The following is a 26435-nucleotide window of genomic DNA, read 5'->3' as shown; positions in this document are numbered from 1 at the left end:
GGACCGGGGCCGGTCCTGCTGCCAGTGCGCTCAGGACGCTTCCCGAGCCGGTCGGGCGGACATCGATCGGTCGCCCGTTCCAAAGCAATTCTGGCTCACAACCGCAGCCCCGCCGTTGCTGGGGGAACGGAGGCCTCGGCGTACCGTGCCGATTCCTGGCTGTATTCGAGAAACCCACGCGCCCATGCACGGATCCCGTCCACGTACCGGTCAACTGCGGCCTGTTCCTGCACCGTCAGGTTCATGGCACGGGCGGTGGTCTGCAGACTGACCATTGCGGCAGGCAATTCGATGATTCGCAGGGAGAGCCGGCGGTGCACCTCGTTGACAGCGTCCTGCAGCGTCAAGTGGTGATGGTGCTGCAGTATCACGACGAGGTTGCTGGTTTCGCCGGTGCGTAGTTCTTTGCCGAGGGAGTACAGGTCGTTGGTCCAGCAGATGATGTCGGCGGCGGTATCCCGCAGCTGTCGGCAGGCCGGCGAGGACCACACCAGCTCGGTGAGTTCCGCGTCCTGTGCGTATTCGGTGAGGTCGAAGCACCAGCCGACCGCTCCGGAGACCCGGCGCCAGGCGACGTAGGCATGAGGCGTGGGTACGCTGCGTTCCACCCGGCGCCGGATCATGTCCCGGTTGGTGCTTATCCATTCCGCCAGATGCCGGCGGAAGCGATCGCTCCATGCGGGGCTCATCTGATCGGCCAATCGGGGCACGACCTCTGCCAGGACGCGTACGGTCCCCGGCGCCTCTTCGGGCACAACGTCCTGTGCGCAGGTGACGATGCGCATCATGGCTTGCAGCTCTGTGTCGACCGCTCCGGAATCGTCCCCGCGGGCGTCACTGCGGTCATCGACGACGAACATCCACAGGGCCAAGCGAGACAGCTCTGCCAGCCGCTCCGGGGGCGCCGATGGCCAGACTCGTCCGGCGAAGGCAATATGACGCTCCCTGCGGGCCTGCTCAGCCGCTTCCGCAGACAGCAGCCCCACTTTCTGCGCCCACGCCGTGACGTGCGGCTCTACGTAGGGAAGGCCGGGGTTGAGCAGCGAGAGGTCCCGGGTTTTGCACTGCAGGGGGGCAGACCATTGCCCGCCGTCCCCTGGGATGGCCCACCCTACGATCTCGGTGCCTGCGTTTGCAGGCGTTCGTCTCACGAAAACTTCCCTCCAGCCCGCTACAGCACGGGTAAGGACCGCGCCTTGTCATCTTTCCCTACGGACCGGCTTTTACCCGCCCCGCCGGGACACGGCACCCTCTCTTCATGCATCGCGCCCTCGACGCGAAACCCAACGACGCGACTCTGCTGGTGATGTTGGGCAGATCAGGCGGTGGCTGAGCACAGAGTGCGGAAGTGCGTGGCCCGGCGCCGTGTTCTGGGTGCGGTGTCGATCCAGTCGGCGACGCGGGCGACGTTGCAGGGCCGCCGAGTTCGAGGAGGCGGTGACCACGGCGGCAGTGCCCGCCGCACCCTCCGGTACGAACTTGCCGCTCGGGTCGATGCCCAGCGCCCCGGGCGCCGACAGGAACAGGACGCCCTCGGCCGCATCAACGTCAAACTCGAAGCAACCCGGCTCGCCGACGAGTCGCCCCAGGCCATCCGCGGAGCCGGTGATGAGGCCCGCACCGACGCGATCACCCGCACCCGGGACGGGAGGTGACCGGCATGCGCCGCAACCCCGACAACCTCCGCCAGGCCGCCGCCCGCAAGAGCGCCGCCGCACAGGCCCGCGCCGAGAAGGGGCTACGGGACATGATCCGCCGCGGCGAGGCCATCACCTTCCGCGGCCTGGCACAGAGCGCCGACTTCTCACTCGACTTCCTCTACCGGAACACCGACATCCGGCGTCGCGTCGAGCAGCTGAGGGCACAACAGCAAAGCCGCCCACCGCGGCCGTCGGTGCCACCGCCCGACGACTCGCCGAGCAGCGTCGTGCGCACCCTCACCGCCCAACTCGCCGAGCTCAAGCAGCGGCACCGCGACGAGGTCCAGGCTCTTCGGCAGGCGCTCGAAGCCGCCCACCGGGAGCAACCGACTCGAACCGAACCCGGGACACCGTCTCCAGCACGGACTTCCGCAGCCCGCCGCCCTCACCGTCAGCCCACTCGATATCGACCAGACCCAGATCCATCGCCACCTCCGGTTCTCGCGGTACCTGCCGAAACGACCGTGACAGGTACCGCGAGAACCGGACCAGGAAAATGAGATCAAACCCCACGTACGGGGCAAACGTCGTCGCTCAGCGCGCGACGCTATGAGAATCCGACAGCACGAACGAGAAGCGGTGAGAATCCGACAGGCTCAATGCGACAGGACACCAGCAAGTCTCACAAAGGCGGCATAAGTGCCACCGATGTGCCATCGGAGCTGAGATTGTGCCGCGAAATTTGAGACCCTACAAAACCCTTTCGGTCGGCGGGTGCCTCAGGAAGAAGCGCCGCGCGGGAAGGAGACCTCCACGCGGCGGTTCTTCTTGCGGCCCTCTTCCGTGCTGTTGTCGGCGATCGGGTACTGCTCGCCGTAGCCGCGGATATCGAAGGTGACGTTCGAGCCCAACTGCTTGACCAGCACCGACTGCACGGCGTTGGCGCGCTGCTTGGACAGCACGTCGCCGTGGGCCGAGGAACCGAGATTGTCGGTGAAGCCGAAGACGCGCACCTTGGTGGCGTTCTGCTTCTTGATCTCGGTGGCGATCGCCGCGATACGCGCGTTGGCGGCGGAGCTCAGCTTGGCGCTGTCCTTGCCGAAGAGGACTTCGGCCTGGAGCGCGAACTTGATGTTCGCGTTGCTGTCCTCACGACGCTCGTCGCCGCCCTCGTCCTCGACCACCTGGACGATGTCGAGAACCTTGGCCGGGGCGAGCGTGCCGCCTTCGGGCATCTTCAGGTCGGGATCGTTGGGGTCGAGCTTGACCGGGGGCACCGATGTGGACTCGGTGCCCGGCGGCACACTCGGACCGTCGTCGGCGAGGGCCGGCCCCACCCCGAACAGGGTGATGCTCGCAACCACCATGGCTGACGCGACAGAGAGTCCGGCGGCACCGATTGGCTTCAGCCGAGTTCGGTTGTAGGTCATGTCAGCCGTCACCCTGAGATCTTCAGGGAAGCCGTCGCAAACGACGGCAGCGTGAAATCAACCTCGGTCGTCGTACTCGGAGGCGCTGGGAACTGCATGAAGACCGGAGTCGTCCTACCAGCCAGCAACGGAGGGATGCTTGTAGTGCAAAGGCACCGGTCCTCCGTATCGCGCAGGACGTAATAACGCTTCTTCCCTGCCTTATCCACCAGCGTGGCACCGGCAACAGAGTTCGGGTTCCTGGAGGAGACCGTGCTCTCCGTGCCTGCCCATGTACTGGTATTGCGCGTCTCGTTGCTCTCGTTCTTGATCTGCCCCTGAACGGTGACGAAGCCTCCAGAGTCACGCTTCACTTGATTGATGACAAGCGTCAGCCCGTCTCCCTTGACCTCGGCGAGTTTTACATTCGGGTCCACGTTGTCCCCGGCAGCAGTGTCCTCCTGCTTCGCCTCCTTGTTCTCATCAGAGGACTTGGAAGGCGCGGTGGACGGCGACGAACCGACGTCGTTCGTCTTTCCGCCACCATCAGTGCCGCAGCCGGAAATGGCCAGTGCCAGTGCCGCCGCCAGCGAGACGGCTGCCACTGCCCTTCGGGACTTGGTGGAGCGCCGAATGCTCATGGGTTCTGATTCCTTTACTCGTCGTTCGCCATCAATTGTCGACCAGATGCACGTCGTAGAGAATCTTGCTCACCTCGGACCACGGGGGAGGGTTGCTCGGCTCGATTTTGAGGAAGTCCTTGCCGCACGAGAAGAAGAACATGTCCCGGATGCTGTCGTCGTTGTAGTCCACGGACGTCCATGAGCAGCGGAACTTGACGACAGCGGTGGCGGTGGCCTTCGCGAACGTCTCTTCCGAGCCGGGAAGCACCGATGAGTCCACCGGTTTGCGACCCTTGACATCGACCGTGATCCGATCCGTGTAGCCACCCGGCGTCGACCGGCAGTCTTCGACACGCGCATCGTTCGCTGCGGCAAGGCTGTAAGCCGCAGAGCACGCCCCCGGGGGGACCTTGTGGGCTCGGAGAAACGCATCCAGCAAGTCTTCGGGAAGCGAGGCGCGGAACGGGCCCTCGAATTCCACACGAGCCTGCTGTGCGGCAGCCAGTGCGGCAGCGTCAGCCGCACCCTGGGCCCCATTGCGCAAGGCCGACGCCTTGCCGACGGCAAAGAATGCGAACACGAGGAAGAGCAGGCCTGCCACCATCACTACATAGATGGGGAAGGCCTGCCCTGCGTCGTTGCGCGAACGACCGATCATCACTGAGTGGTGATGCTGTCCACCAGGTTCCGGATCTTCGTGCTGATCGCACCGCCGATACCCGTGGCCATGATCGCACCGATGATCGCCACGACCACCAGGATGATGCCCAGGTACTCGAACGCCGTCTGACCCCGGTCCTTGGTCTCGTAACGCTTCTGGATCGCGCTGACCGCGGTGTTGGCCCAGCCGTTGATGCGGACGGCGGTCTTCAGGGTGATGTCCGACATGGTGTTCCCCTCCGGGTTCGGCCGACCGGTAGCCGGCCGACTCGCACGTTTCTTGGTTGTCGCCCGCGATTCCGGCTTCCTCCTGGCCGGAGCCGCCGGCGACGTGAGAAACATACGGCGGCACACCGTGCTCGCCGGAGGGTCCCAGGGCCCATTCCCGGGCCCAAAGCGTGAGTTGGGCCTCCCGCGCCGGTACGTGCGGGGCCCCACGCCCCGCACGTACCACCACGCTCCCGTTGCGAAGCTCAGCCACGGTGACCACCGGCCCCGTGCGCCCCCGGTCCCGCCGTGGGAGCCGTGCCGAGCCAGCAGGCAATGGCCTCGCTGCGGGTGGCGCTGTGCAGCTTGGTGAAGATGCGGTTGATGTGGTTCTTGACCGTCTTCTCGCTGATGAAGCAGGTGGCAGCGATCTGCTGATTGCTCATACCGGACGCGATCAGCTCCATGACCTCCACCTCCCGTGAACTCAGCCCGTACTGCTGTCTGTTGAGAGCCACACCCGGTCCTCCGGTCATGGAAGACTGTGCCACAACTGGTTGCAGATGCGAAAGACCCTGTGCGGTGCGGACCGGCCGCATCGCAGGTGGAGCCGGTTCGGGCTTGGGTGCATGTGCAGGCGCACCGTGTTGCTGAGCGGAACTCGGGGCGTGGCCGTCGTAGCCGGGCCCCTGGTAGGGAACACCGGTAGTCAGGGCGGCCCCGAGGCCCTCCGGGAGCGCTCGTCCCTGCGGGCCGGGGTCCTGGCGCATGTGGGCCAGGAGCGCGTTTGCTGCGGTGGCGGTGAAGTGGGCCCGGCCGTTCTTGGTGTCGCGTACGGCCTGCACCAACTCGTCGGCGGTGAACTCGCCGTGGACCAGGTAACCGCTCGCACCCAGGCGCAGCGCCTCGTGGACGATCTCGCTCTCACGACTGTAGGTCAGCATCATGACTGGTGCGACCTGGACGAGGTGGGGCAGGGCGGAGATGCCGTCGACACCGGGCATGCGGACGTCCAGCAGGACGACGTCCGGGCGGTGCAGAACGGCCATGTCGTAGGCCTGGCGGCCGTCCGCGGCCTCGGCCACGACGTCGATGTCGTCACGGCCGGAGAGCAGGACCCCCAAGCCGGCCCGGACCACCGGGTTGTCGTCGGCGACGACGACCCGCAGGGCGCCGGGAACAGGCGGGGGCGCGGGGAAGGGATGCACGGACTCGGATGCCGCGGACTGCTGGGGGACGGGGGCGGGGAACCCGTGCGAACCGGGCTCCGAGTTGAGCGGGGTGATGTGCGAGGACGTGTGCTGGGAGGCGTGGTTCTGTGCGGCCCAGTTCTGGCCCGAGGCACGGGAGACGTCGTCCGGCATCTGCGACCTCCTCTCAGGGTTCTATGGGGGGTGAGGGTGGAGTGGAACGTTGTGCGGTTCAGTCGGGTTGCTGCGGTTCTGGAGCGGTGGTGAGAGCAGCGATCGGGAGTTCCAGGCGGACCTCGGTTCCCCTGGCCGCCTGGCCCTTTCCGATCCGGATGCGGGCGCCGATGGACGCGGCGCGTTCGACCATGCCGACGAGGCCGAAGTGTCCGGCCTGCCGGAGGTCGTCGAGCGTCGTGCCCGGGGGCAGGCCTTGCCCGTCGTCGTAGACGCTGACGCGCAGGACATCGCCCTTCACGCCGATGAGTACAACGAGGTAGGTGGGGTGGGCGTGGCGATGGGCGTTCTCCATCGCCTCGGAGGCAACGGTGAGCAGCTGGCGCGCGACGACCTGGGGGACGTGTGGGATCGGTGCGTCATTGAGGAGTCGGAAGGTCGCCGTCAGTGCGTGGCGTCGGGTGAAGTCGTCTGCACGGGCGCGTAGTTCGCTCACGACATCCACGTCGCCGTCGAGCCCAGACTCACGGCGCAGGTCGGAGAGGAGCTCCCGGGATTCGGCCGCCGCGCGGCGAGCGGCGCGCGCGACCAGTTCGGCCTGGTGCTTGACGGTGAGCGGGTCCATGCGGTCGGACGAGCCGGCCAGGCCGTCGGCGGCCAATGCCAGACCATGCAGGGTCTTGGCAACGGAGTCATGCATTTCTCTGGCGAGTCGGGTGCGTTCACCCTCCACGGCCTCATTGACAGCGAGGCGGGCCCTGGTCTCGGTGAGGGCCTGGCTGGCGGTCCCGAAGCGGAGGAGCAAATTACGCAAGGTGACGCCGACGGCGCCGGCAATGACGCAGAAGCCGGGAAGAAGAAACGCCGTGGCGTCGGCGGGCTGCAGCTTCGGGTCGGTGGCGTAGACGCCGAGGACGATGACGGTCTGGAGCGCGGCGAAGACCGCAGCGCCGCGCCAGCCGTAGACAAGTCCGGCCAGCAAGGGCGTGCACACAGTGACGTACGCCAGGGTGGACTCGGGGCTGGCGGTGATCAGCAGCAAGGCGCCAAAAAAAGCGTCTATGCCGAGCAGCCAGGGGTGGCGCAGGAGTACGGGGCCGAAGCGCTCCCAGTCGCGGAACAGGACGTAACTGCCCATGAAGGTGACGAGGATGGCCGAGCCGATCAGCCAGGAGGCCGGGCCGGAGGCGGTGTGGCTGATGGCGAACGGTGTGGCCATGGCGATCATCGCCAGCCGGAAGCCGAAGACCTGGCGGCACATCGCCTGGAGCGCGTTCAGCTGGATCGCGAACGCCGGGCGCGAACCGGGATCCGCGATTGCCCGCCGCACCTCAGCATTCAGCCCCGTCTGAATACCACCGAGTTGGAACGACATGTGCCTGTCACCTCCTTCCGACCGTCCTGCCCACCGTCCGCCTCGTTCACGTCATCCGCCCGTGAGGAAGCCGAGGTCGATGTTGGCTCCGTAGACGAAGCCGACTGTCAGCAGCACCAGCGTTCCGGGAAGCAGGAAGGTCGTAACCGCGAAGGTCGCCTTGGGGACGGCCCTGGCGGCCTTCCGGCGGGCGTTCTGGGCGTCGGTGCGGCGCATGTCGTTGGCGATCTGGATCAGCGTCTCGACGATCGGCGCACCGAGCTCCTCGCCCTGCTGGAGCGTGGTCACGAACATCGCCACCTGCTCCGAGTCATTGCGCTTGCGCAGTTGCTCGAAGGCCTCGCGGCGGCTGACGCCCATGTCCATCTGGCGCAGGGTGATGCGGAGTTCGTCGGCCCACGGGCCCTCGTACTTCTCGGCGACGCGTCCCAGTGCCTGGCGGAAGCCGAGGCCCGCCGAGACGACGACGGCGAGGACGTCGAGGAAGTCGGGGAGCGTCCGGTCGATGTGGTCGCGGCGGACACGTACGGCGGACCAGATGCCGACCTCGACCCAGAAGATGCCGAAGGCGATCAGCAGAAGCGCGAGGAAGATCTGGCCGCGCATGAGCATCGTGAAGGCGCCGAGCGCGCCGAGGCCGCCGTAGACCGCGCGGCGGGCGGCGTAGCGGTCGATGGTCAGACCCCCCGGGTTGCCTGCCATGTCGATCTGACGGCGCTTCTTGTTGACGGCCTTGGGGCCCATCATCCGCAGGACCGCGGGGGCCCAGCGCATGCCGAGCCGGTCGATGCCGGAGCCGACCGCGCTGGTGCGGGTGGAACCCACTTCCAGGGCGATCGCGAGGTCGCCGGGGAGCTTCGCGTCGCGTCGGTACATGCGGATGCCGGCGATGGCTCCGTACACCGCCAGGCCCATGGCGCCGGCGAGCAGCAGGCCCATGTGCGCCCCGCCCATCAGACGTCGATCCGGGACATGCGGCGGATCACGATGAATCCGATCGCGTAGAGGGCGATGGAGATGACCACCGCCACCTGCCCGATGAAGGCGCCGGTCATGCGGTCGAGTGCGCCGGGCATGACCGCGTTCATCAGGAGCATGGCGCCCAGGCCGAACATCGGGACGGCGTAGGCGGTGACGGTGACCTGGGAGAGCTGGGTCTTGACCTCGCGCCGGGTCTCCTTGCGCTCCTCCAGCGTCTCTGTGAGGTTGCGCAGCGAGCTGACGACCATACCGCCTGCCCGGTTCGACAGGATGAGGGTGGTGACGAGGACGACGAGTTCGCGGGAGGGCAGCCGGTCGGTCAGCTCGCTCATCGCGTCTTCGAGTGGTTCACCGACGGCAAGGCGCCGGGAGACCCGGGCCAGTTCCTCGCCCGCCGGGTCCTCCATCTCGTCGGCCGCCATGCTGATGGACGTACGCAACGCGAGGCCCGCCTGGGTGGCGTTGGCGAGGATACGGGAGAGTTCGGGGAGCTGGTTGATGAAGCGTTCGGTGCGCTTGGTCCGCTGCCAGTTCAGGAAGGCGTTGGTGCCCCAGAGGCCGATGAGTGCGGCGACCGGACCGAAGAAGCTGGCGAGCATCGACGAAGCGATCATCCAGAGGCCGGCCATGGCGGCGAGCGAATAGACGAAGAACTCGCCCGGCGTGATGTCGAGGCCGGTGGCGGCCAGCTTCAGTTCGAGTTTCCGGCCCAGGCCGGTGTTGCGCAGCTTGCTGTCGAGTCCCCGGAAGCGGCGGCGGCGCCCGGTCTCCGGGATGTGGCCCGTGTGCGAGAGGCGGTCCACCAGGGCGTCCCGGTCGGCCTTCCCGCCGGAGTAGGCGTGCAGGCCCGCGACGCCCGTGACGCCGAAGAGCAGGGTGACGCCGATCGTGAGAAGAGGGAGATTCGTCATGGCGCGGTCCTAGTTGGCCTCTCGGGTGGCGAGCTGTTCGGCGGAATCGGCGACTCCGAAGGCCTGCGGGACGGGCTGGCTGGCCATGTAGAGGCGCTCGGCGATCTTGCGGGGGATCGGGAGGTACCTGAACTCGCCGTTGATCCGGCCCTCGGCGTCCATCGGCTGGGCGTCGAACCGGGCGACGGTCACGATGCGGTAGGGATCGCGGCCGTGCGAGTCGAGGACGGCGATCTCGGTGATCTTGCGGGAGCCGTCGGCGTGCCGGGTGAGCTGGACGATGACGTCGACGGCGCTGTTGATCTGGTCGTGCAGTGCTTCGAACGGGATCTTGATCTCTGACATGGATGCCAGAGTCTGCAGACGCATGAGCGCGTCCTCGGCGTTGTTGGCGTGGACGGTGGCGAGCGAGCCGTCGTGACCGGTCGACATCGCCTGGAGCATGTCAAGCGATTCACCACCACGGACCTCACCGACGACGATGCGGTCGGGGCGCATACGCAGGGAGTTGCGGACCAGGTCACGGATGGTGATCTGGCCCTTCCCCTCGACGTTCGCCGGACGGGACTCCAACCGGATCACATGGCTCTGCTGGAGCTGGAGCTCGGCGGAGTCCTCGATGGTGACGATGCGCTCACTGTCGGGGATGAGGCCGGAGAGCGCGTTGAGGAGCGTCGTCTTCCCGGTACCGGTGGCGCCGGAGACGATGACGTTCAGCTTGGCCTGGACGAGTCCGGAGAGCAGGATCAGCATCTGCTCGTCGAGCGAGCCGACGTTGATCATTTCCTGGAGCGTGAAGGCCCTCGGGAACCGTCGGATGGTGAGCGTCGCACCGCTCAGCGACAGCGGAGGGATGATCACGTTGACACGCTCACCACTGGGTAGACGCGCGTCAACCATGGGGTTCGACTCGTCGACGCGGCGGTTGACGGTCGAGACGATGCGCTCGATGGTCTGCATCAGCTGTTCGTGCGAGCTGAAGCGCATCGGGAGCTGTTCGACCTTGCCGCTGCGCTCGACGAAGATCTGGTCCGGTCCGTTCACCATGATTTCGGTGATGGACGCGTCTTCGAGGAGCGGTTCCAGAATGCCGAGGCCGAGGGCCTCGTCGACGACCCGGCGGATCAGCTGGGTACGTTCGACGGTCGAGAGGACAGGCCCTTCGCGGCTGATGATGTGGCTGAGTACGCGCTCCAGCCGGGCCCGCCGGTCTGCGGCGGCGAGCGAGGACATCTCCGCCAGGTCGATCTCTTCGAGCAGCTTGGCGCGGTAGGTGGCCACCATGTGGCTGTCCTCCCGCGCCCCGCCGTTCTTCTCGGGGGCGGTCATGCGTGCCCGCAGACTCATTCCGTAACTCCTCGTTCCGACTTGCTGGTCGATCCGCTGGTAAGCCGTGATGCGGTGCGCTGCGAGATCAGGTGCGGGGCATCGTGGCACTCCGTTCGGCCCTGCCCCAGATGTCGACGCCCGGAATGACGCGGGGCACCTTGACGCTGGCGGTGCAGGTGACCTCGTCGGCGGAGGAGGACCTATCGGTGATGCGAGCCCGGTCGGCCGTCCAGCCGCTCATCGCGTCCTTGGCTGCCTGCTTGTCGCAGCCGCCCGTCGACATGCTGGCCATACGGGCTCCCGCCCGGGCTCCGGTCCCCGCCTGGTTGGCGGCGTACGCGGCGAGGCCCGCCTGGATCGCGAGGAGGCCGACCAGGAGCAGCAGGGGGAGGAAGCCCAGATACTCGATGGCGACCTGGCCGCGGTCGCGGCGGCGGACGACAGTGGTGGCGGTGGCCGTTCGGCCGGGTGTGGGCGGGTGCTTGCTCATCGGTCAGCCTCCAGCGGGAACGCCGCGTTGCCGGTGACCGGGAACTTCCAGTTGAGGATGCCGGGCACCAGGACCGGCACCTGGAGCTTGACCTCGGCCGTGTAGAGGCCGGACTTGGAACGGCACTTCGCCGACTTCAAGCCGTCCCGCCAGGCCTTCGGCAGGTGCTTCTCGGCCGTTTTCCGGCACTCCGTGAACCGCAGGCCCTGCGAGATCGCCCCCTTGTGCGCCGTCTCGTCCGCCGCGTTCCCCGCCAGGGAGAACGTGTAGCCGATCAGCGCGCACTGCCAGAGCGCGATCATCAGCAGGATGATCAGCGGTGTGACGCCGAGGAACTCGATCGCGGTCTGGCCTCGGTCGCGCCCCCGGCCGAAGAGCCGGCCGCGGATTCCACCCCGCGCCGGGGCGGCGTCACCGTAACGCCTTCCCCGTATCTCCGTGTCTTTCGTCTCGGTAAGTGCCATTGGTCAACTTGCCCCCTAGGTCGTCGGCCGGTTCCGGGATACGCCATCGCGGTCGCGTCGGCGCCCGATCGAGCCTCGGTCGTTCTTGAACTTCGCGCCGCTCTTCGCGCCGCTCTTCTCCGCCTTGTCAGGAACCTTCACGATGCCCAGCTCGCCCGCAAGGGCCCAGAGGGCCTGTTTGACGGTGCTCTTGGAGTCGAGTTCGTGCAGCCGGCCTGCGTCGACGACGCTCTGGAGTTCTTTGAAGTTCGCGGGAACGGCCGTGTTGGCCGTCCGGGTCCCGGTGATCTTCTCGATCAGCTGCGGCTGGATCTCGGTGTTGCGGATGAACCGGTTGACGACGGTGACCGTCTCCTCCGCCTTGCGGATCTGGAGCCGCTCCCACATCCGTACGAGGCGTTTGGCACCGCGTACCGCGATCACATCGGGTGTCGTGACCAGCAGCGCCGAGTCGGCCATCTCGATGGCCGCGGCACTCGCTCCCTGCAGCTGGCTGCCGCAGTCGATGACCACGACCTCGTAGCGCGAACGCAGGGCGCTGACGATCTGCCGGGCCGACCGGTCGCTGACCTCCTCGGCGCTCTCGCCCTCACCGGGTGCCAGGAGCAGCGCGAGACCGGAGCCGTGGCTGAACACGGCGTCGGACAGGACACGCGGCGAGATGTCGGTGATGGTCGACAGGTCGACGATGGAACGCCGGAACTGCACATCGAGGTACGAGCCGATGTCGCCGGCCTGGAGGTCCATGTCGACCAGGGCGACGGTACGTCCGGACGCCTGGGCCGCCAGGGCGAGTTGTACGGCGGTGACGGTGGCGCCGACCCCGCCCTTGGCGCCGCTGACCGTGATGACCGTACCGCCGGGGCCGGTGAAGACATCGGCCCCGGCGCTCAGGTGGCGGCGGACACCGACGGACCACTGGGCGGCGGACTGGATCCGGTTGGCCAGTTCCTCGTAGCTCAGGGGCAGGGTGATGACACCTCGCGCACCCGACTCCATCGCGGACGAGAACAGACCGGGGGTGACATCGGCGGTGATCAGCACGACCCCGATGGCGGGGAAGCGCAGGGAGACCTCCCGGATCAGTTCCAGCGCCGGCACCGGGCCGATCCGCTCGTGGACCAGCACGACCTCGGGCAGATCGTCGAGCGATTCGCCCGCGAGCCGGGCGAGGGTGTCGATGAGCTGCGTCGAGTCACCGACCGGAGTTGCTGGTTCCGCGTCGGGGAGCTGGCTGAGCAGGGTGGTGACGGATCTGGCCGCGTCGATGTCACCGACGGCCGGGAGGATCCTGGTGGTCATCCGATCCTCACTTGTCCTTGTCGAGCGTGTAGGTGCGGTCACCCGGGCGGATGGTGGCGTCGCTGCCGGAGGCCAGGAGCGCGAGGCGTACGTGCGCCGCGAAGGACTCGGCGTAGGCGATGCGCTGGGTGTCGAGTGTGTTGAGCGCGAAGGTGATCGGAACGGCCTCGGTGCCCATGTTGGATTTGCCGTCGCGGCTCGGTTCCAGGGCGGTGAGCTTGCCGACGTCCAGCACCTTGGCGTTGGAGACGATGACCTTCGACTGGGAGGGGTCGCCGTCGCGTTCACCGGCGAAGGTGGCGTAGATGTTGACCGTTGCGCCGGGCGTGATCTTGCCGGCGACGCCGGTCGCGGCGTCGATCATGATGGCGATCTCCTGCTCCCCGGGCTGCAGTTCGGGGCGCTTCTGCATCATGTCGGACTGGAGCAGCGAGCCCTTGCGCAGCTGGGTGACGGCGATCTTGCCGTTCACCTCGGAGAGATCGGTCACCGCGTTGGTGGAGAGCCAACGCTTCGGCATCGAGATCTTCTCGAACTGTCCGGAGGACAGGGCGGTATAGGGCGCCACGTCGGATTTCAGCTGGTAGGCCGAGACTTCGGGGCCGACCTTGGAGTTGACGTCGCTGATCACCGAGAGCACGCCGGCGAAGGCGCCGAAGGCGCACAGAACCGACAAAAGCAGGAGTATCACGCCGCGGCGCTGGCGGGAGTTCATGGGCCGGACAACCTCGTTCGAATCGGATGCGTGGGGCAGCGGACAGGAGGGCGTCTACGGAGGAAAGCGGAAGCGCTAGGACTGCGGTGGTGCGGGCGCTCCCTGGCTGAGGACACCGGCGGGGTGCATTCGGCTGTCGGCTGCGGGTAGCGGGGAGGAGCAGAACCCGCAGCGGTCACCGATGAGCTCCATTCCGCACCAGTGGCAGTTCTCGCGACGTACGGAGGACACCAATTGGTACAGGACGGAGATGTCTGGAAGATAGGCGGCGAATTCCACCAGTTTCCCGGTTCCCCACCAGGCCGGGGAATCGGACGGGAGGGGCGCCTCGTGAATGGACTGGACCTGCCAGGCGGGTGCGAGAGTCCGCTTCACCCATTCCGACTGGGACTGCCCCTTGGCGGTCATCAGGTCGGTGGCGAACTCCGGGCCGGTCGGCAGGTCCGCCTTCGGGCCGACCTTGACGAGCTGCGGGTTGGGTCCCGCGACCACGGCGAACTGGGAGCCGGGAACCCAGGACGTGGCGTGTGTCCTGAGGTCGACCGGGACCCGGTCGAACTTGGTGACCGAGTTCAGCAGGGCGCCCGCGTGGATGTAGTGGGACAGCAGCCGGGCGGCGGAGGCGACCACTCCCGGGCTGAAGTCACAGATGGACAACTGACGCAGCTGCCTGACGAGTACGGCGATGCCCAAGGGGGGGAGGTCCACCTTGAGCAGTGCGATGCGGTCGCTCTCCAGGACGGAGCGTACGGAGTAGAGGCGGCGCTCGTGGGCGGGCGCGATGCCGGTCGGGTAGACGGCGACGACGTAGCCGTGCTGTTCGAGCAGCACGTGCATGTCACCGATGGCCATCTCCAGCGCCTGGGCGTCGGGAGCCTGCAGCAGGGCTGCTGTCGGTGTCTGCTGGTCGGTCGGAGGTAGTACCAAATCAGCACTGGTCACTGCTATTGCGGTCGGCACGCTGTTCCCCGTTTCGGCTCCGGCCGGACGCCGGTCATGACGTCGGCCGCAATCGCTCCTGCTCCGCGGTTCTGCCTCAGCACTTTATCCACGTCTTACCTGGCAGAGAACACTTTTCGGAGGCCAGTACGACAACGCGCACGAGACGTCCGGGCAACGCCCCCGTGCTAAATCGGACCAAATCCGAAACGGTTAACTCCTGTACCACTGCGGAGTGTTACGAATCCACCTTTCGATTACCTGCGGCCGGAATTCATTTCCGCACGTCAGGCCGGATGCGGAACCGGCGGCCCGACGGCCGGGCGAGGGCCGGATCGTCACTGTCCGGACATCTGGGCCACGTCACCCGCACGGGGCACGCGGGGTCAACAAAACGTCAATTCTTGGCGGACTCAAGGCCGTTCCGGAACCCGTGCGGGGGCGCTCGGGAGTGGCAGGCGGGGAGGGCGGAGAGCGGGTCGGCGGACGCGGTCCGCGCGGCTCCCGCTGCCAGAGGTCTTGACAACTTGATTGGTCTGGACCAGCTTATCGGGCAGCGGTGACCGCCGTCGCCCGACTCCACTCCCCCTTCATTCCCGTGCCACTCCAAGGACAGCCCGAGGTACCGCCGGTCGACCCCGCCGGCTCGTCCCCGGGCACCCCCGAGCACCCCGCTCGGGCTTCCCCAGCACCCCTGCTCGAGCATCCCCCAACACCCCGCTCGCCACCCCCAACTCCCCCACGGAGGCAGCAAAGTGGAACCTTCCCCTGTCAGCGGTCACGGACTCCGCAGGCGCCACACGCGGCCGCTCCTCGGCGGCGCCCTGGCCGTCCTCGCGGCCGGCGCGCTGACCGCCACCGGCCTCGTCGGCAACGCCCAGGCCGCCGATGTCAACGTCGCCAAGAACGCGGGCTTCGAGTCGGGGCTCGCCAACTGGACCTGTTCCGGCGGCAGCGGCACCACCGTCTCCTCCCCCGTGCACGGGGGCACCGCCGCCCTCAAGGCCACCCCGGCCGGCCAGGACAACGCGAAGTGCACCCAGACCGTGGCCGTGAAGCCCGACTCGACGTACACCCTCAGCTCCTGGGTGCAGGGCGGGTACGCGTACCTCGGCGCGAGCGGCACCGGAACCACCGACGTGTCGACCTGGTCCCCCGGCTCCAGCAGCTGGACCCAGCTCACCACCAGCTTCAAAACCGGTCCGAGCACCAGCTCGGTCACGGTGTACACGCACGGCTGGTACGGGCAGGCCGCGTACTACGCGGACGACATCTCGGTCAGCGGCCCCGACGGGGGCGGCGGCACCGACCCCACGCCCGAGATCCCCGGCGCGCCCGCCGGACTCGCGGTCGGCGCGACCACGTCCTCCTCAGTGTCCCTGTCCTGGAACGCGGTGTCCGGCGCGACCGGCTACACCGTCTACAAGAACGGGGCGAAGGCCACCACGTCCAGCGGGACCTCCGCCACGATCACGGGTCTGACCGCCGACACGGCGTACCAGTTCGCGGTCACCGCCACCAACGCGGCCGGTGAGTCCGTCAAGTCCGCCACGGTCAGCGGTCGTACGGCCAAGGACGGCGGCGGCAACCCCAACCCCGGCACCTCGGTGCCCAAGCACGCGGTGACCGGCTACTGGCAGAACTTCAACAACGGCGCGACCGTGCAGAAGCTCAGCGACGTACCGGCGAACTACGACATCATCGCGGTCTCCTTCGCCGACGCCACGACCACTCCGGGCGCCGTCACCTTCAACCTGGACACGGCGGGCCTGAACGGCTACACCGTCGATCAGTTCAAGGCCGACATCAAGGCGAAGCAGGCGGCCGGGAAGAACGTCATCATCTCGGTCGGCGGCGAGAAGGGGTCCGTCTCGGTCAACAGCGACGCCTCCGCGACCAACTTCGCCAACTCCGTCTACTCACTGATCCAGGAGTACGGCTTCAACGGCGTCGACATCGACCTGGAGAACGGTCTCAACTCCACGTACATGACGAAGGCGTTGCGCGCGCTGTCGCAGAAGGCGGGCTCCGGCCTCGTCGTCACGATGGCCCCGCAGACCATCGACATGCAGTCCACCGCGGGTGAATACTTCAAGACGGCACTCGGCATCAAGGACATCCTGACCGTCGTCAACATGCAGTACTACAACAGCGGTTCGATGCTCGGCTGCGACGGCAAGGTCTACTCCCAGGGCTCGGTGGACTTCCTCACCGCGCTCGCCTGCATCCAGTTGGAGGGCGGCCTCGACCCGTCCCAGGTCGGCCTCGGCGTCCCCGCCTCCACCAGCGGCGCGGGCAGCGGCTACGTGGCGCCCTCGGTCGTGAACGCGGCCCTGGACTGCCTGGCCTCGGGCACCAACTGCGGCACCTTCAAGCCCTCGAAGACCTACCCGGGTCTCCGTGGCGCGATGACCTGGTCGACCAACTGGGACGCCAAGTCGGGCAACGCCTGGTCGAACGCGGTGGCCCCGCACGTCCACGGCCTGCCGTAACCCCGTCCGGCACCAGTGACCAGCAGCGCCGCCGCTCCCCCGGCGGCGCTGCTGCACGTCCGGGTCCGGCACGGCCGGCGAGCTCCGGCCACTGCGCTTGCCAATGCCCTTGCACGGAAGGGATGTTGCCGAGCTGGTACGGACGGAATCGTGTCACCCACCGGCCCCTCGTGGGATCCTGTTCACCGCACATGCAGCAACGGGGGGGGCGACATGGCGGGGGCACGACTGGACGGACTGAGCGAGAACGATCCGGCGGCGCTCGGGTCCTATCGGCTGCTCGGCCGGCTGGCATCCGGCGGCATGGGCCGGATCTACCTCGCACAGGCCGCCGACGGGCAGCTCGTGGCGGTCAAGACACTCCTGGCCGAGGGCGAGGTCAGCGCCGTCGACCGGCGCCGGTTCGCCCGCGAGGTGAAGGTGGCGCAGCGGATCGACAGCGCGTTCACGGCACGGGTGAGGGAAGCCGACCCGGATGCCGAAACGCCGTGGATGGCCATCGACTACATCGCCGCCCCTTCCCTCTCCGAACTGGTCCGCGCCGCAGGGGTGTTACCCGCGTCGGCCGTACGGTGGCTTGCTGCCGGAACGGCCGAGGCCCTCGTCGCCCTGCACCGCGGGGACATCGTCCACCGGGACGTGAAGCCGCAGAACATCCTGCTGCCCCTGACGGGCCCCCGGCTGATCGACTTCGGCATCTCGCACGCCGGCGACCTCACCCTGACCGGCCTCACCCTCGGCACGATCGCCTTCACCTCGCCGGAGCAAGCACGCGGTGAAGGCTCGACGGCGGCGTCCGACGTGTACTCGCTGGGCTCGACCCTCTTCTTCCTCGCCACGGGACGGCCGCCGTACCGCGCCGACGGAGACACCCTCGCCCTGCTGGCGCGGGTGCAGCGCGGCGAACTGGATCTCGACGGGCTGCCCAAGGAACTCGTCCCGCTGATCCGCCCCTGTCTGGCGGTACGGCCGGCGGACCGCCCCGCACCGGCGGATGTACTGCAGCAGTTCCGACGGGCGATGGCCGGACTGCCGGTGTCGCAGAGCGGGAGCCGCTGGCTGCCGCCGCGCTGGACAGGCGTGATCGAGGAGTACGAACGCCGGAGCCACGGACTGCGGCGCGGCGCGGCGGCGGGCTCCGACGACCGGACCGTTGATCAGCGCACCTCAGTGGTGCCGCCTCCTGGCCGCACCCAGATGTACACCCGGGACGCCAAGGCCGAGGCGGAGGCCGAGGCCGCACGGGCACGGGCCGAACGCAAGCGGGAAGAGGAACGGAAGAAGGAACAGGAACGCGAACGTGCCGAGCGCGAACGGGTACGCGCGGCGCGCGAGCACGAGCGTGCGGAACGGGAACGGGCCGAGAAGCGGGCCGCTCGCGAGCAGGCCGCGCGGCTCAAGGCCGAACGCGCCGAGGAGCAAAAACGCGCCGAGGCCCGCCGCCAGGAGCAGGCCCGCAAGCGGGCTTCCTCGTCATCGGCCCGGCAGCCGCCCTCGGCGTCCGTCACCACCCCGTCGGCGAAGAAGAAATCATCGAGCGGCTGGGGGCTCATCCCGCTGATCTTCTTCATCGTGTTGATCTGGCAGCCGTGGGAGTCGGATACCGGAAGCGGCAGCAGCAACTCCGGCAGCAGTGGCTACACGTCCTCGTCCGGCAGCAGCAGCGACACCTCTGCCTCCACCGCCGCCGACCCGACGCCCGATGCCGCCGATGTCGCCTTCCGTGCCGTATCGACCGGGGACTGCCTCACGGCGTACGACGACGGGTACGACGAGTGGTCCACGGATGTGCCGCACACGGTGTCGTGCGGCGCCGCCGACGCCTACACCCGGGTGACGTCCGCACGAAAGGGGATCAGCGTCTCGAACTGCCCGACCGGCAGCGGGCGTTCGTACTGGTCCCACGTGGGCTCGGTGTCGGACTTCACCGTGTCGCTCTGCGTGGAGCGCCAGTTCCGCACGGGCCAATGCTTCGTGGCCAAGATCAGCAACACCAAAGTCACCGACTCGCGCCTCATGAACGTCTGGAGCTGCGACGCGGCGAAGGTCCCCTCCGGCTACAACGCGACCCTGCAGATAACCGGCTACCACCGGGCGCAGAAGAGCTATCCGCGGGGCTACTGCTCCCGGAGCCAGGGAGACCGGAACAGCTACTGGATCTACGACGTGGACGGCGGGAAGAACGTCCTGTGCACGACACAGACCGACTGAGCCCCGCCGCCCCTCCCGGCGCTGATGCCGCGGCCGGCACTAGATGACCAGGCTCAGCAGCGCCGCCACCGCGAACCCCGCCACCGACAGGACCGTCTCCAGGACCGTCCAGGACTTCAGGGTGTCGCGTTCGGAGATGCCGAAGTACTTCGACACCATCCAGAAGCCGCCGTCGTTCACGTGCGAGGCGAAGATCGAGCTCAGATGTGCGTGCCAGGCATCGCAAGCCCGGCCAAGATCTTCAGGACCCCCTCGCGGGGGGCGCGGCACGGCGCTCCTGCGGTGCGGGGCGCCGTGCCGTGCGCGGTGGTGCGGTGAAGCGGGTGCGGCAAGTGGATCAGCTGGATCAGCCGAGGACCGCGAGCGCGTCGATCTCGATGAGCAGGCCCTTGGGGAGGCCGACGTAGACCGTCGTACGGGCGGCGGGGGCCGCCTTCAGGTTCTGCTCGCCGAAGTAGGTGTTGTAGATCTCGTTCATCTCGGCGAAGTGGTCCACGTCCGTGAGGTAGACGCGCATCATCATCACGTCGTCCCAGCTCGCGCCGCCCTCCTCCAGGATCGCCTTGACGTTGGCGAAGGTCTGGAGGGTCTGCTCGCGCAGCGTCGGACCGGCGGGCGTCGGGGCCTGGCCCTCTACCGCGGGGAGGAAGCCGACCTGGCCGGCGACCTGGAGGATGTTCCCCTTCTTCACCCCGTGCGAGAACTTCGCGGGCGGGGTGGTGTGGGTGCTCGGGGTGAGGGCGATCTTCTCGGTCATGGCTGTTCAGGCTTTCTTGGGTGGGGTGGTGCCGGAGTACTCCCGGCTGATGGCGTCGGCGGTGCGGCGCAGCAGCGGGAGCAGGGTGAGGAGTTCCTCGGCCGTGACGACGACATTGGGTGCGGAGACCGACATCGCGGCGACGACCCGCCCGTCCGCGCCCCGGATGGGGGCGCCGATGCAGTTGATGGACTCCTCGTGGCCGCCGAGGTCGGTGGCCCAGCCCTGTTCGCGGACGACGGCGAGTTCCTTGAGGAACGCACCGGCGTTCGGGATCGAACGGGACGTGTACATGGGGTAGTCGAGCTTCTCGGCGATGGCACGCCGCTCGGGCTCGGCGAGGTCGGCGAGGAGCAGTTTCGCGACGGCGGCGACGGTGATCGCGACGGGCTTCCCGATCCGCGAGTACATCCGGACCGGGTAGCGGCTCTCGACCTTGTCGATGTAGAGGACCTCGTGCTCCTCGTACACCGCGAGATGCACGGTGTGGCCGCAGGCCTCGTTGAGTTCGACGAGGTGGGGGTGGGCGATCTCGCGCACGTCGAGGTTCTCGACGGCCTCCTGCGCGAGCGCGAAGAGGCGGGCGCCGAGGCGGTAGCGCTGGTCCTGCTGGCGGTAGACGAGCCCGTGTTCGTGGAGCGTACGGAGCAGGCGCAGTGCGGTGGACTTGTGGACGCCGAGCCGCTCGGCGACCTGTCCGAGGTCGGCGGGCCCCTGGGCGAGCAGCGGCAGGATGCTCAGCGCCCGGTCGACGGTCTGACTCATGCGCGTGCCTCGCTGCCCTCGGCCCGGTCTTCGCCCGGGACGCCCCTCTTGTCTGTTCGCTCGCTGCGCTCGCTCACGTCGTACGTACCTCCTGCTCGTCCCCCGTCCACCCGGGGCCGAGACGAAGTCTCCCCCAGGCCTCGTCGTCGAGTGCGGCAAGGGCGTCGGCGTGCGCGCGGGCCGGAGGGGCGGTGAGGTCGCCGGGAACGGTGAGGACGGCGGCGGCCATGAGGTGGCCGTGCCGGACGCGCTCGCGTACGGGGAGGTCGCGGAGGGTGGCCGAGAGGAACCCGGCGGCGAAGGCGTCACCGGCGCCGACGGGGGCGACGACGTCGACGTGGAGGGCGGGGACGGTGGTGACGGTGTCGGCCGCTGCGGCGCCCGAGGAGCGGGGCCCCGAGAACACCGTCGCCCCCGCGCCGCCCCGCTTCACGACCAGCACCCCCGGCTCCGACAGCACCGCACGAATCGCCTCCGCCCCGTAGACCCCCCACGCCTCCTCCGCCTCGTCCTCGCCGACGAAGACGAGGTCGGAGCGGCGCGCCAGGTCCAGGAGCACCTCGGGAGCCGCGTCGGCGTCGCGCCACAGCCCCGGCCGGTGGTTGACGTCGAAGGAGACGAGCGGGCGACCGGGGCGCGGTGCCGTCAGGTCACGCAGCAGCGCCAGGCAGTCCGCGGAGAGCGCCGCCGTGATGCCGGAGATGTGCAGGACGCGGCCCGCGAACAGCGCCTCGTACGGGACGTTGTCCGGGGACATCGCGGAGGCCGCGGACCCGGCCCGGTAGTACGCGACCTCGTGCACGTCGGTGGCCCGGTCCGTCGCCGTACGGAAGTAGATCCCCGTGGGCCGCGCCGGGTCGCGCCGCACGGCGGAGGTGTCGACCCCGTACCCGGCGATCGTCTCGACGAGGTGGTCCCCGAACCCGTCCGCGCCGACCCGGCCGACCCAGGCCGCCCGGTGCCCGGCCGCGGCGAGCGCGCAGGCGACATTGGACTCGGCACCGCCGATACCGCGGCCGAAGGAGGGTACGTCGGCGAGGCGTCCGGGCTGCGACGGCAGGAACGTCACCATGGACTCGCCGAGGCACACGACATCGGTGGCCGTGTCGGCGTCGGCGGTCCTGGCCGGGGTTCCGGACACTCGGGGCTCCTCGCGGGGGTCGGCGGGTTCGGTGCTGCGGGGCAACGGTTCAGTTGGGGCGGTGTCGGCACCGACACCGGCTCGGCACCGGCTCCGACTCCGGATCCGGCACTGGTTCCGCACCCGTTCCGGAAGCCGACAAGCTTCGCCGCACACGGCGCTGGGCATTGACCCGGCGTCGGCTCGGATGTTAGACAGCCTCAAGCGATATGCGCAATGGGTGTTGCATATGCTGCAACGATACTTCGATCGAGGAGGCCCCCTTGGCCGCCGACCGTCCCGTGGCCGAACTTGCGGCCGGACTTGCCGACGAGCTGGTCGACCACCGCTTCAAGGCGCTTCCGCCCGACGCGGAGGGCCTGACCGTCGGCGCCCTCGCCGCCGAGCGGCGCAATCTCTTCACCGGCGGCTTCACCACCCCGGTGCTCGCCCTGTCCGCCGAGTCGGTCGCGCACAATCTCGCCCTTCTGGAGACGTACGCGGAGCGCCACGGGCTCGCCTTCGCGCCGCACGGCAAGACGTCGATGTCCCCGCAGCTCTTCGCCCGCCAGCTGGCGCACGGCGCCTGGGGCATCACCGCGGCCGTGCCGCACCAGGCGCGGGTCTACCGGGCGTACGGGATCCGGCGGATCTTCCTGGCCAACGAACTCGTCGACGCCGTGGCCCTGCGCTGGCTGGCCGGTGAGCTGGACCGCGACCCGGACTTCCGCTTCATCTGCTACGTCGACTCGGTGCGCGGCGTGGAGCTGATGGACGAGGCACTGCGGGCGGCGGGCGCCTCCCGCCCGGTCGACGTCGTCGTGGAGCTGGGCGCGGGCGAGGGCGCGCGTACGGGTGCCCGTACCGAGGCCGACTGCGCGGCGGTCGCCGACGCGGTGGCCGCGACCGGGACGCTGCGTCTGGTGGGCGTGGCCGGTTACGAGGGCGAGGTGCCGGAGGCGTCCGACGAGCGGGTACGGGAGTGGCTGCGCCGGCTCGTGGCGCTGGCCGTCGACTTCGACCGCGCGGGCAGGTTCGACGCGGCGGTGGCGGCCGGCGAGGAGATCGTGATCAGTGCGGGCGGCAGCGCGTGGTTCGACGCGGTGGCGGACGTGTTCGCGGACGTTCCGGACCTCTCCGGTGCGGTGCTCAAGCTGCTGCGCTCGGGGGCGTACGTCTCGCACGACGACGGCCACTACCGCCACCTCACCCCGTTCAACCGCGTCCCGGAGGAGGGGGCCCTGCAGCCCGCCTTCCGGCTCTGGGCGCAGGTGGTCTCCCGGCCCTCCCCCGAGCAGGCGTTCCTCAACGCGGGCAAGCGGGACGCGGCGCACGACCTCGACCTCCCGCAGGCCCAGGTCGTCCGGTCCGGCCGCGACGGCACGGTCCGGCCCGCGACGGGTATCACGGTCAGCGGCCTGTCGGACCAGCACACGTGGGTACGTACGGAGCCGGGCGCGGAGCTGGAGGTGGGCGACTGGGTGGGGATGGGCCTGTCGCATCCGTGCACGAGCTTCGACAAGTGGCAGCTGATTCCGCTCGTCGCGGCGGACGGCACCGTCACGGACTACATCCGCACCTTCTTCTGATTCCCCTGCCCGCCCCTTCCCGTATCCGGGGGCTCCGCCCCCGGATACCCGCTCCTCGATCGCCGGAGGGGCCTGATTCGGAGCCCCCATGGACCTGGTCATCCGCAACGCCGATGTCATCGACGGCACCGGCGCCCCCGCCCGCCGCGCCGACGTGGCCATCGGCGACGGCCGGATCGTCGAGATCCACCCCGAACACGCGCCGGGCCCGCGCCCCACCGCCCGCCGTGTCCTCGACGCCGACGGGCTCGCCCTCTCCCCCGGCTTCGTCGACATGCACGCACACAGCGATCTCGCGCTGCTCCGCGACCCCGACCACAGCGCCAAGGCCGCCCAGGGCGTGACGCTCGAAGTCCTCGGCCAGGACGGCCTGTCGTACGCCCCGGTCGACGACCGTACGCTCACCGAGGTACGCAAGACGATCACCGGCTGGAACGGCGACGGTTCGGACCTCGACCTCGACTGGCGCACGGTGGGCGAATACCTGGACCGCCTCGACCGCAATTTCGGCGGCCAGGGCATCGCGGTCAACGCCGCCTACCTCGTCCCGCAGGGCACGGTCCGGATGTACGCGATGGGCTGGGAGGACCGTCCGGCCACCGACGCCGAGCTGACCCGGATGAAGGAACTCGTCGCCCAGGGCATGGCGGACGGCGCGGTCGGCATGTCCTCCGGCCTCACGTACACCCCCGGCATGTACGCGGACGACGCCGAACTCACCGAACTCTGCCGGGTGGTGGCCCGGTACGGCGGCTACTACTGCCCGCACCACCGTTCGTACGGGGCGGGCGCGCTCGGCGCGTACGAGGAGATGGTGCAGCTCACCAGGAACGCGGGCTGCGCCCTCCATCTCGCCCACGCCACCATGAACTTCGGCGTGAACAAGGACAGGGCGCCGGAGCTCCTCGCCCTGCTCGACGACGCCCTCGACGCGGGCGCCGACATCTCCCTCGACACCTACCCGTACACCCCCGGCTGCACGACCCTCGTCGCGATGCTGCCGAGCTGGGCGAGCGAGGGCGGGCCCGAGGCGGTCCTCACCCGGCTCGCGGACGACGCGACGGCGGACCGGATCCGGCACCACCTGGAGGTGCTGGGCTCGGACGGCTGCCACGGCGTGCCGATCGAGTGGGACACGATCGAGATCTCGGGCGTGAGCGTGCCCGCCCTCGCCGGGCATGTCGGCCGCACCGTCGCGGAGTCCGCCCGCCTGCGCGGCGAGGCGCCCTGGGTGACCGCCCGCCGGCTGCTCGTCGAGGACCGGCTCGGCTCCACGATCCTCCAGCACGTGGGCCACGAGGAGAACGTCCGGCAGATCATGCGCCACCGGGTGCACACCGGCGGCAGCGACGGCATCCTTCAGGGCGACAAGCCGCACCCGCGCGCGTACGGCACGTTCCCGCAGTATCTCGGCCGGTACGTAAGGGAGTTGGGCATCCTGTCGCTGGAGGAGTGCGTCGCCCACCTCACCTCCCGCCCGGCGCGGCGACTGCGCCTGGCCGACCGGGGGTACGTCCGTGAGGGCTACCGCGCGGACCTGGTCCTCTTCGACCCGACGACAGTGGCGGCCGGCTCGACGTTCGAGGAACCGCGCACCCTGCCGGTCGGCATCCCGCACGTCCTGATCGACGGCCGCTTCGTCATCGAGGACGGCCACCGGACCCAGGCACTGGCGGGCCGAGCGGTACGGGGAGCGGGGCGCGCAGCCGGCCGGTGATGTCGGCGGCCGACACCAGCCGGCTGCCGTCGGGCCAACTCTGAGCGTCGCCGCCAACGAGTGGTGACCGCGATCAAGAACGCCGTCCGGAACGGCACTCCGATCAGCGTTTCGGCCATCGCCCGGCAAGCCGGAGGGGCCCGCTCGTTACTCCACCGTCACCGCGACCTGCTCGCCCTGGTCCACGCCGCGGAACTCGAACCGGCAGGTCAGGACGGGGCAGCATCGCCGGTGAGCCGGGCCTCGCTCCAGGCCGACCTCACCAATGCCCAGGCTCGCAACGCTCGCCCGGCTGCCCGGATCCGACTGCTGGAAAAGCGGCCATCGCAGGCGATGAGCGCTCAAGCCTGGCGGGAGTCGGGGCTGGGCGCACCGGCCGACATCGACGAACTCCATTGCCGAATAACCAGGTTGGAGCAGCAGAACGTTGAGCTGACCGACCGCTGCGCTTGACGGAACCCGGGCCGATCTCGAAGCCGCCCGAGCGGCCGACCGAGATCTGGCCTGAGCTCTCAACCAGCGCGACTGAGACGCTCTGTCGGCATCGTCTCGTGCATACGACCGGCCCGACGGACGAGGCCACGAACGCCGACAGCCAGCGCCCAGAACAGGAGAGGAAATGCGGCGACCCGTTCCATACCTCCCATGCCGAGACCGAGGTAGTGGTGGGAGAGGAACAGCCCGAAAGCCGTGATCGCTGTGATTCCCAGCAGGCTGGTGCCCCACCGCAGTGGGCCCGGAACGTGTTCGGCCAGACCGAACCCCGCTAGGACGAGACCGATGTTGCCCGCCGCCATGATGAGAAAGGCGCCCAACACATGCTGGTTTTCGTTGACGTCAGCAGGAGCCAGCCCGGCCAACACGAATCCCACGCCGGCACCGGCCGACAGAAGACGGGCCGTGGCAGCGGCCGAGCCTCTGCGCCACAGGACACCACCGGTCAGGGCGGCGCCGACAACGAGCAGCACTCCCAGGACGATGAACGAAACATTCATCAGGTCGTGCTGGGGGGAACAGATATAGCGAGGCTCAGGCTCTGACTGCAGGGCGCAGTGAGCGTTACCCAAGTCGCTGATGTTGTTCCGCGCCCAGCTGTACGGTCTGGCCCAAGCCGCCTCGGCGATCCCGTGGATGACGAAGAACTGCACCACACCCACAATCAATGCCGAGTACCCGATCCGGACTTTCAACTGTCCACCTTCCGTCACGTGAATCCCGTGCGGACAGCCGATCACGCGGCGCCGGACTCAGGCACACCGACGAGCCCCCGGAACAGGGTGGGGCAGACCCCACTCCGTCCGGAGCACAGAGTGCGCGGAACGAGGCACGCACTGAGCCGACGAGCCCGGTCGCCGCCGCGACACCCGATGGGTGG

Annotated in this window: 26 protein-coding genes and 1 pseudogene; 7 read left to right on the top strand and 20 right to left on the bottom strand. The window is 68.7% G+C overall.

Annotated features, from left to right (window positions below; all coding sequences use genetic code 11):
- Positions 1-95: 95 nt before the first annotated feature.
- Positions 96-1151 carry a hypothetical protein gene (locus ACFU8Q_RS18170; RefSeq protein WP_384454541.1) on the bottom strand — a complete coding sequence of 352 codons (1056 nt, stop codon included), beginning with the start codon at positions 1149-1151 and terminating at the stop codon, positions 96-98.
- 174 nt (positions 1152-1325) lie between these two features.
- On the opposite strand from ACFU8Q_RS18170, the gene ACFU8Q_RS18165 reads away from it, so the two are divergent.
- Both ACFU8Q_RS18165 and ACFU8Q_RS18160 read left to right on the top strand, forming a co-directional pair.
- Complete coding sequence (locus ACFU8Q_RS18165) at positions 1326-1655, top strand: hypothetical protein (protein ID WP_384454538.1); 330 nt, start codon at positions 1326-1328, stop codon at positions 1653-1655.
- Positions 1656-1660: 5 nt separating this feature from the next.
- Entirely contained in the window at positions 1661-2200 is a 540-nt protein-coding gene (locus tag ACFU8Q_RS18160; RefSeq protein WP_384454535.1) for a DUF6262 family protein, read from the top strand.
- A 219-nt stretch (positions 2201-2419) separates the two neighbouring features.
- Here ACFU8Q_RS18160 and ACFU8Q_RS18155 read toward each other — a convergent pair whose 3' ends face one another.
- The 14 genes from ACFU8Q_RS18155 to ACFU8Q_RS18090 all read right to left on the bottom strand — a co-directional run bounded on the left by ACFU8Q_RS18155 (position 2420) and on the right by ACFU8Q_RS18090 (position 14412).
- Entirely contained in the window at positions 2420-3070 is a 651-nt protein-coding gene (locus tag ACFU8Q_RS18155; RefSeq protein ID WP_384454532.1) for an OmpA family protein, read from the bottom strand.
- A gap of 8 nt (positions 3071-3078) precedes the next feature.
- Positions 3079-3690, bottom strand: coding sequence for a hypothetical protein (locus ACFU8Q_RS18150; protein WP_384454530.1), 612 nt, complete (start codon positions 3688-3690; stop codon positions 3079-3081).
- A gap of 31 nt (positions 3691-3721) precedes the next feature.
- Positions 3722-4330 (bottom strand): pilus assembly protein TadG-related protein, encoded by a 609-nt coding sequence (locus ACFU8Q_RS18145; protein WP_384454527.1) that lies wholly within the window; start codon positions 4328-4330, stop codon positions 3722-3724.
- Entirely contained in the window at positions 4330-4560 is a 231-nt protein-coding gene (locus ACFU8Q_RS18140) for a hypothetical protein (RefSeq protein WP_384454525.1), read from the bottom strand. Before ACFU8Q_RS18140 ends, ACFU8Q_RS18145 begins: the two co-directional genes overlap by 1 nt.
- Before the next feature lie 245 nt (positions 4561-4805).
- Positions 4806-5903: a response regulator gene (locus ACFU8Q_RS18135; protein WP_384454522.1), complete on the bottom strand. Its 1098-nt coding sequence runs from the start codon at positions 5901-5903 to the stop codon at positions 4806-4808.
- Positions 5904-5961: 58 nt separating this feature from the next.
- Positions 5962-7278 carry a sensor histidine kinase gene (locus tag ACFU8Q_RS18130; RefSeq protein ID WP_384454519.1) on the bottom strand — a complete coding sequence of 439 codons (1317 nt, stop codon included), beginning with the start codon at positions 7276-7278 and terminating at the stop codon, positions 5962-5964.
- A 51-nt stretch (positions 7279-7329) separates the two neighbouring features.
- Positions 7330-8217 carry a DUF5936 domain-containing protein gene (locus ACFU8Q_RS18125; RefSeq protein WP_384454544.1) on the bottom strand — a complete coding sequence of 296 codons (888 nt, stop codon included), beginning with the start codon at positions 8215-8217 and terminating at the stop codon, positions 7330-7332.
- Between the two features lie 14 nt (positions 8218-8231).
- A complete protein-coding gene (locus ACFU8Q_RS18120) occupies positions 8232-9170 on the bottom strand; it encodes a type II secretion system F family protein (RefSeq protein WP_384454516.1) in 939 nt (312 codons plus the stop codon).
- Between the two features lie 9 nt (positions 9171-9179).
- Positions 9180-10517: a CpaF family protein gene (locus ACFU8Q_RS18115; RefSeq protein ID WP_384454513.1), complete on the bottom strand. Its 1338-nt coding sequence runs from the start codon at positions 10515-10517 to the stop codon at positions 9180-9182.
- Positions 10518-10584: 67 nt separating this feature from the next.
- The gene (locus ACFU8Q_RS18110) at positions 10585-10989 is read right to left on the bottom strand and encodes a TadE/TadG family type IV pilus assembly protein (RefSeq protein WP_384454510.1); all 405 of its coding nucleotides are present in this window, start codon (positions 10987-10989) and stop codon (positions 10585-10587) included.
- Positions 10986-11453, bottom strand: a complete 468-nt coding sequence (locus ACFU8Q_RS18105) for a TadE family protein (protein ID WP_384454507.1) — start codon at positions 11451-11453, stop codon at positions 10986-10988. Before ACFU8Q_RS18105 ends, ACFU8Q_RS18110 begins: the two co-directional genes overlap by 4 nt.
- Before the next feature lie 15 nt (positions 11454-11468).
- Positions 11469-12755, bottom strand: coding sequence for a CpaE family protein (locus ACFU8Q_RS18100; RefSeq protein WP_384454505.1), 1287 nt, complete (start codon positions 12753-12755; stop codon positions 11469-11471).
- Between the two features lie 7 nt (positions 12756-12762).
- Entirely contained in the window at positions 12763-13470 is a 708-nt protein-coding gene (cpaB, locus tag ACFU8Q_RS18095; RefSeq protein ID WP_266748208.1) for a Flp pilus assembly protein CpaB, read from the bottom strand.
- A gap of 75 nt (positions 13471-13545) precedes the next feature.
- On the bottom strand, positions 13546-14412 hold the full coding sequence (locus ACFU8Q_RS18090; RefSeq protein ID WP_384454502.1) for a hypothetical protein: 867 nt from the start codon (positions 14410-14412) through the stop codon (positions 13546-13548).
- Positions 14413-15164: 752 nt separating this feature from the next.
- On the opposite strand from ACFU8Q_RS18090, the gene ACFU8Q_RS18085 reads away from it, so the two are divergent.
- Together ACFU8Q_RS18085 and ACFU8Q_RS18080 are read left to right on the top strand one after the other, a co-directional pair.
- Entirely contained in the window at positions 15165-16901 is a 1737-nt protein-coding gene (locus tag ACFU8Q_RS18085; protein ID WP_384454499.1) for a chitinase, read from the top strand.
- 213 nt (positions 16902-17114) lie between these two features.
- Positions 17115-19112: a serine/threonine protein kinase gene (locus tag ACFU8Q_RS18080; RefSeq protein ID WP_384454496.1), complete on the top strand. Its 1998-nt coding sequence runs from the start codon at positions 17115-17117 to the stop codon at positions 19110-19112.
- Positions 19113-19151: 39 nt separating this feature from the next.
- Here the strand turns inward: ACFU8Q_RS18080 and ACFU8Q_RS18075 are convergent.
- The 4 genes and pseudogenes from ACFU8Q_RS18075 to ACFU8Q_RS18060 form a co-directional block, all read right to left on the bottom strand.
- Positions 19152-19310: pseudogene (locus ACFU8Q_RS18075) on the bottom strand (GntP family permease); the annotation flags it as partial.
- Between the two features lie 148 nt (positions 19311-19458).
- Positions 19459-19869, bottom strand: coding sequence for a RidA family protein (locus ACFU8Q_RS18070; RefSeq protein WP_362206908.1), 411 nt, complete (start codon positions 19867-19869; stop codon positions 19459-19461).
- A 6-nt stretch (positions 19870-19875) separates the two neighbouring features.
- Positions 19876-20634, bottom strand: a complete 759-nt coding sequence (locus tag ACFU8Q_RS18065; protein ID WP_384454492.1) for an IclR family transcriptional regulator — start codon at positions 20632-20634, stop codon at positions 19876-19878.
- A gap of 73 nt (positions 20635-20707) precedes the next feature.
- On the bottom strand, positions 20708-21775 hold the full coding sequence (locus ACFU8Q_RS18060) for a sugar kinase (RefSeq protein ID WP_384454489.1): 1068 nt from the start codon (positions 21773-21775) through the stop codon (positions 20708-20710).
- 209 nt (positions 21776-21984) lie between these two features.
- Between ACFU8Q_RS18060 and ACFU8Q_RS18055 the strand changes: the two genes are divergently transcribed.
- From ACFU8Q_RS18055 to ACFU8Q_RS18045, 3 genes are all read left to right on the top strand, one after another.
- Positions 21985-23343 carry an alanine racemase gene (locus ACFU8Q_RS18055; RefSeq protein WP_384454486.1) on the top strand — a complete coding sequence of 453 codons (1359 nt, stop codon included), beginning with the start codon at positions 21985-21987 and terminating at the stop codon, positions 23341-23343.
- Between the two features lie 88 nt (positions 23344-23431).
- Positions 23432-25060, top strand: a complete 1629-nt coding sequence (locus ACFU8Q_RS18050; RefSeq protein WP_384454482.1) for an amidohydrolase family protein — start codon at positions 23432-23434, stop codon at positions 25058-25060.
- A gap of 63 nt (positions 25061-25123) precedes the next feature.
- Complete coding sequence (locus tag ACFU8Q_RS18045; RefSeq protein ID WP_384454479.1) at positions 25124-25513, top strand: hypothetical protein; 390 nt, start codon at positions 25124-25126, stop codon at positions 25511-25513.
- A gap of 59 nt (positions 25514-25572) precedes the next feature.
- On the opposite strand, the gene ACFU8Q_RS18040 is transcribed toward ACFU8Q_RS18045, so the two are convergent.
- Positions 25573-26250 carry a DUF998 domain-containing protein gene (locus tag ACFU8Q_RS18040; RefSeq protein ID WP_384454476.1) on the bottom strand — a complete coding sequence of 226 codons (678 nt, stop codon included), beginning with the start codon at positions 26248-26250 and terminating at the stop codon, positions 25573-25575.
- Positions 26251-26435: the final 185 nt, after the last annotated feature.

Origin of the sequence: Streptomyces sp. NPDC057543, assembly GCF_042801895.1 — a bacterium.
Taxonomy (GTDB): Bacteria; Actinomycetota; Actinomycetes; order Streptomycetales; family Streptomycetaceae; genus Streptomyces.
The sequence above is the reverse complement of the archived record's forward strand: the minus strand, read 5'-3'. Positions and strand labels throughout refer to the sequence as shown.

Coding starts and splice junctions, on each gene's coding strand:
- ACFU8Q_RS18160 (WP_384454535.1), top strand. CDS start 1,661: ATGCGCCGCAACCCCGACAACCTCCGCCAGGCCGCCGCCCGCAAGAGC.
- ACFU8Q_RS18155 (WP_384454532.1), bottom strand. CDS start 3,070: ATGACCTACAACCGAACTCGGCTGAAGCCAATCGGTGCCGCCGGACTC.
- ACFU8Q_RS18150 (WP_384454530.1), bottom strand. CDS start 3,690: ATGAGCATTCGGCGCTCCACCAAGTCCCGAAGGGCAGTGGCAGCCGTC.
- ACFU8Q_RS18145 (WP_384454527.1), bottom strand. CDS start 4,330: ATGATCGGTCGTTCGCGCAACGACGCAGGGCAGGCCTTCCCCATCTAT.
- ACFU8Q_RS18140 (WP_384454525.1), bottom strand. CDS start 4,560: ATGTCGGACATCACCCTGAAGACCGCCGTCCGCATCAACGGCTGGGCC.
- ACFU8Q_RS18135 (WP_384454522.1), bottom strand. CDS start 5,903: ATGCCGGACGACGTCTCCCGTGCCTCGGGCCAGAACTGGGCCGCACAG.
- ACFU8Q_RS18130 (WP_384454519.1), bottom strand. CDS start 7,278: ATGTCGTTCCAACTCGGTGGTATTCAGACGGGGCTGAATGCTGAGGTG.
- ACFU8Q_RS18125 (WP_384454544.1), bottom strand. CDS start 8,217: ATGGGCCTGCTGCTCGCCGGCGCCATGGGCCTGGCGGTGTACGGAGCC.
- ACFU8Q_RS18120 (WP_384454516.1), bottom strand. CDS start 9,170: ATGACGAATCTCCCTCTTCTCACGATCGGCGTCACCCTGCTCTTCGGC.
- ACFU8Q_RS18115 (WP_384454513.1), bottom strand. CDS start 10,517: ATGAGTCTGCGGGCACGCATGACCGCCCCCGAGAAGAACGGCGGGGCG.
- ACFU8Q_RS18110 (WP_384454510.1), bottom strand. CDS start 10,989: ATGAGCAAGCACCCGCCCACACCCGGCCGAACGGCCACCGCCACCACT.
- ACFU8Q_RS18105 (WP_384454507.1), bottom strand. CDS start 11,453: ATGGCACTTACCGAGACGAAAGACACGGAGATACGGGGAAGGCGTTAC.
- ACFU8Q_RS18100 (WP_384454505.1), bottom strand. CDS start 12,755: ATGACCACCAGGATCCTCCCGGCCGTCGGTGACATCGACGCGGCCAGA.
- cpaB (WP_266748208.1), bottom strand. CDS start 13,470: ATGAACTCCCGCCAGCGCCGCGGCGTGATACTCCTGCTTTTGTCGGTT.
- ACFU8Q_RS18080 (WP_384454496.1), top strand. CDS start 17,115: ATGGCGGGGGCACGACTGGACGGACTGAGCGAGAACGATCCGGCGGCG.
- ACFU8Q_RS18070 (WP_362206908.1), bottom strand. CDS start 19,869: ATGACCGAGAAGATCGCCCTCACCCCGAGCACCCACACCACCCCGCCC.
- ACFU8Q_RS18065 (WP_384454492.1), bottom strand. CDS start 20,634: ATGAGTCAGACCGTCGACCGGGCGCTGAGCATCCTGCCGCTGCTCGCC.
- ACFU8Q_RS18055 (WP_384454486.1), top strand. CDS start 21,985: ATGCGCAATGGGTGTTGCATATGCTGCAACGATACTTCGATCGAGGAG.
- ACFU8Q_RS18050 (WP_384454482.1), top strand. CDS start 23,432: ATGGACCTGGTCATCCGCAACGCCGATGTCATCGACGGCACCGGCGCC.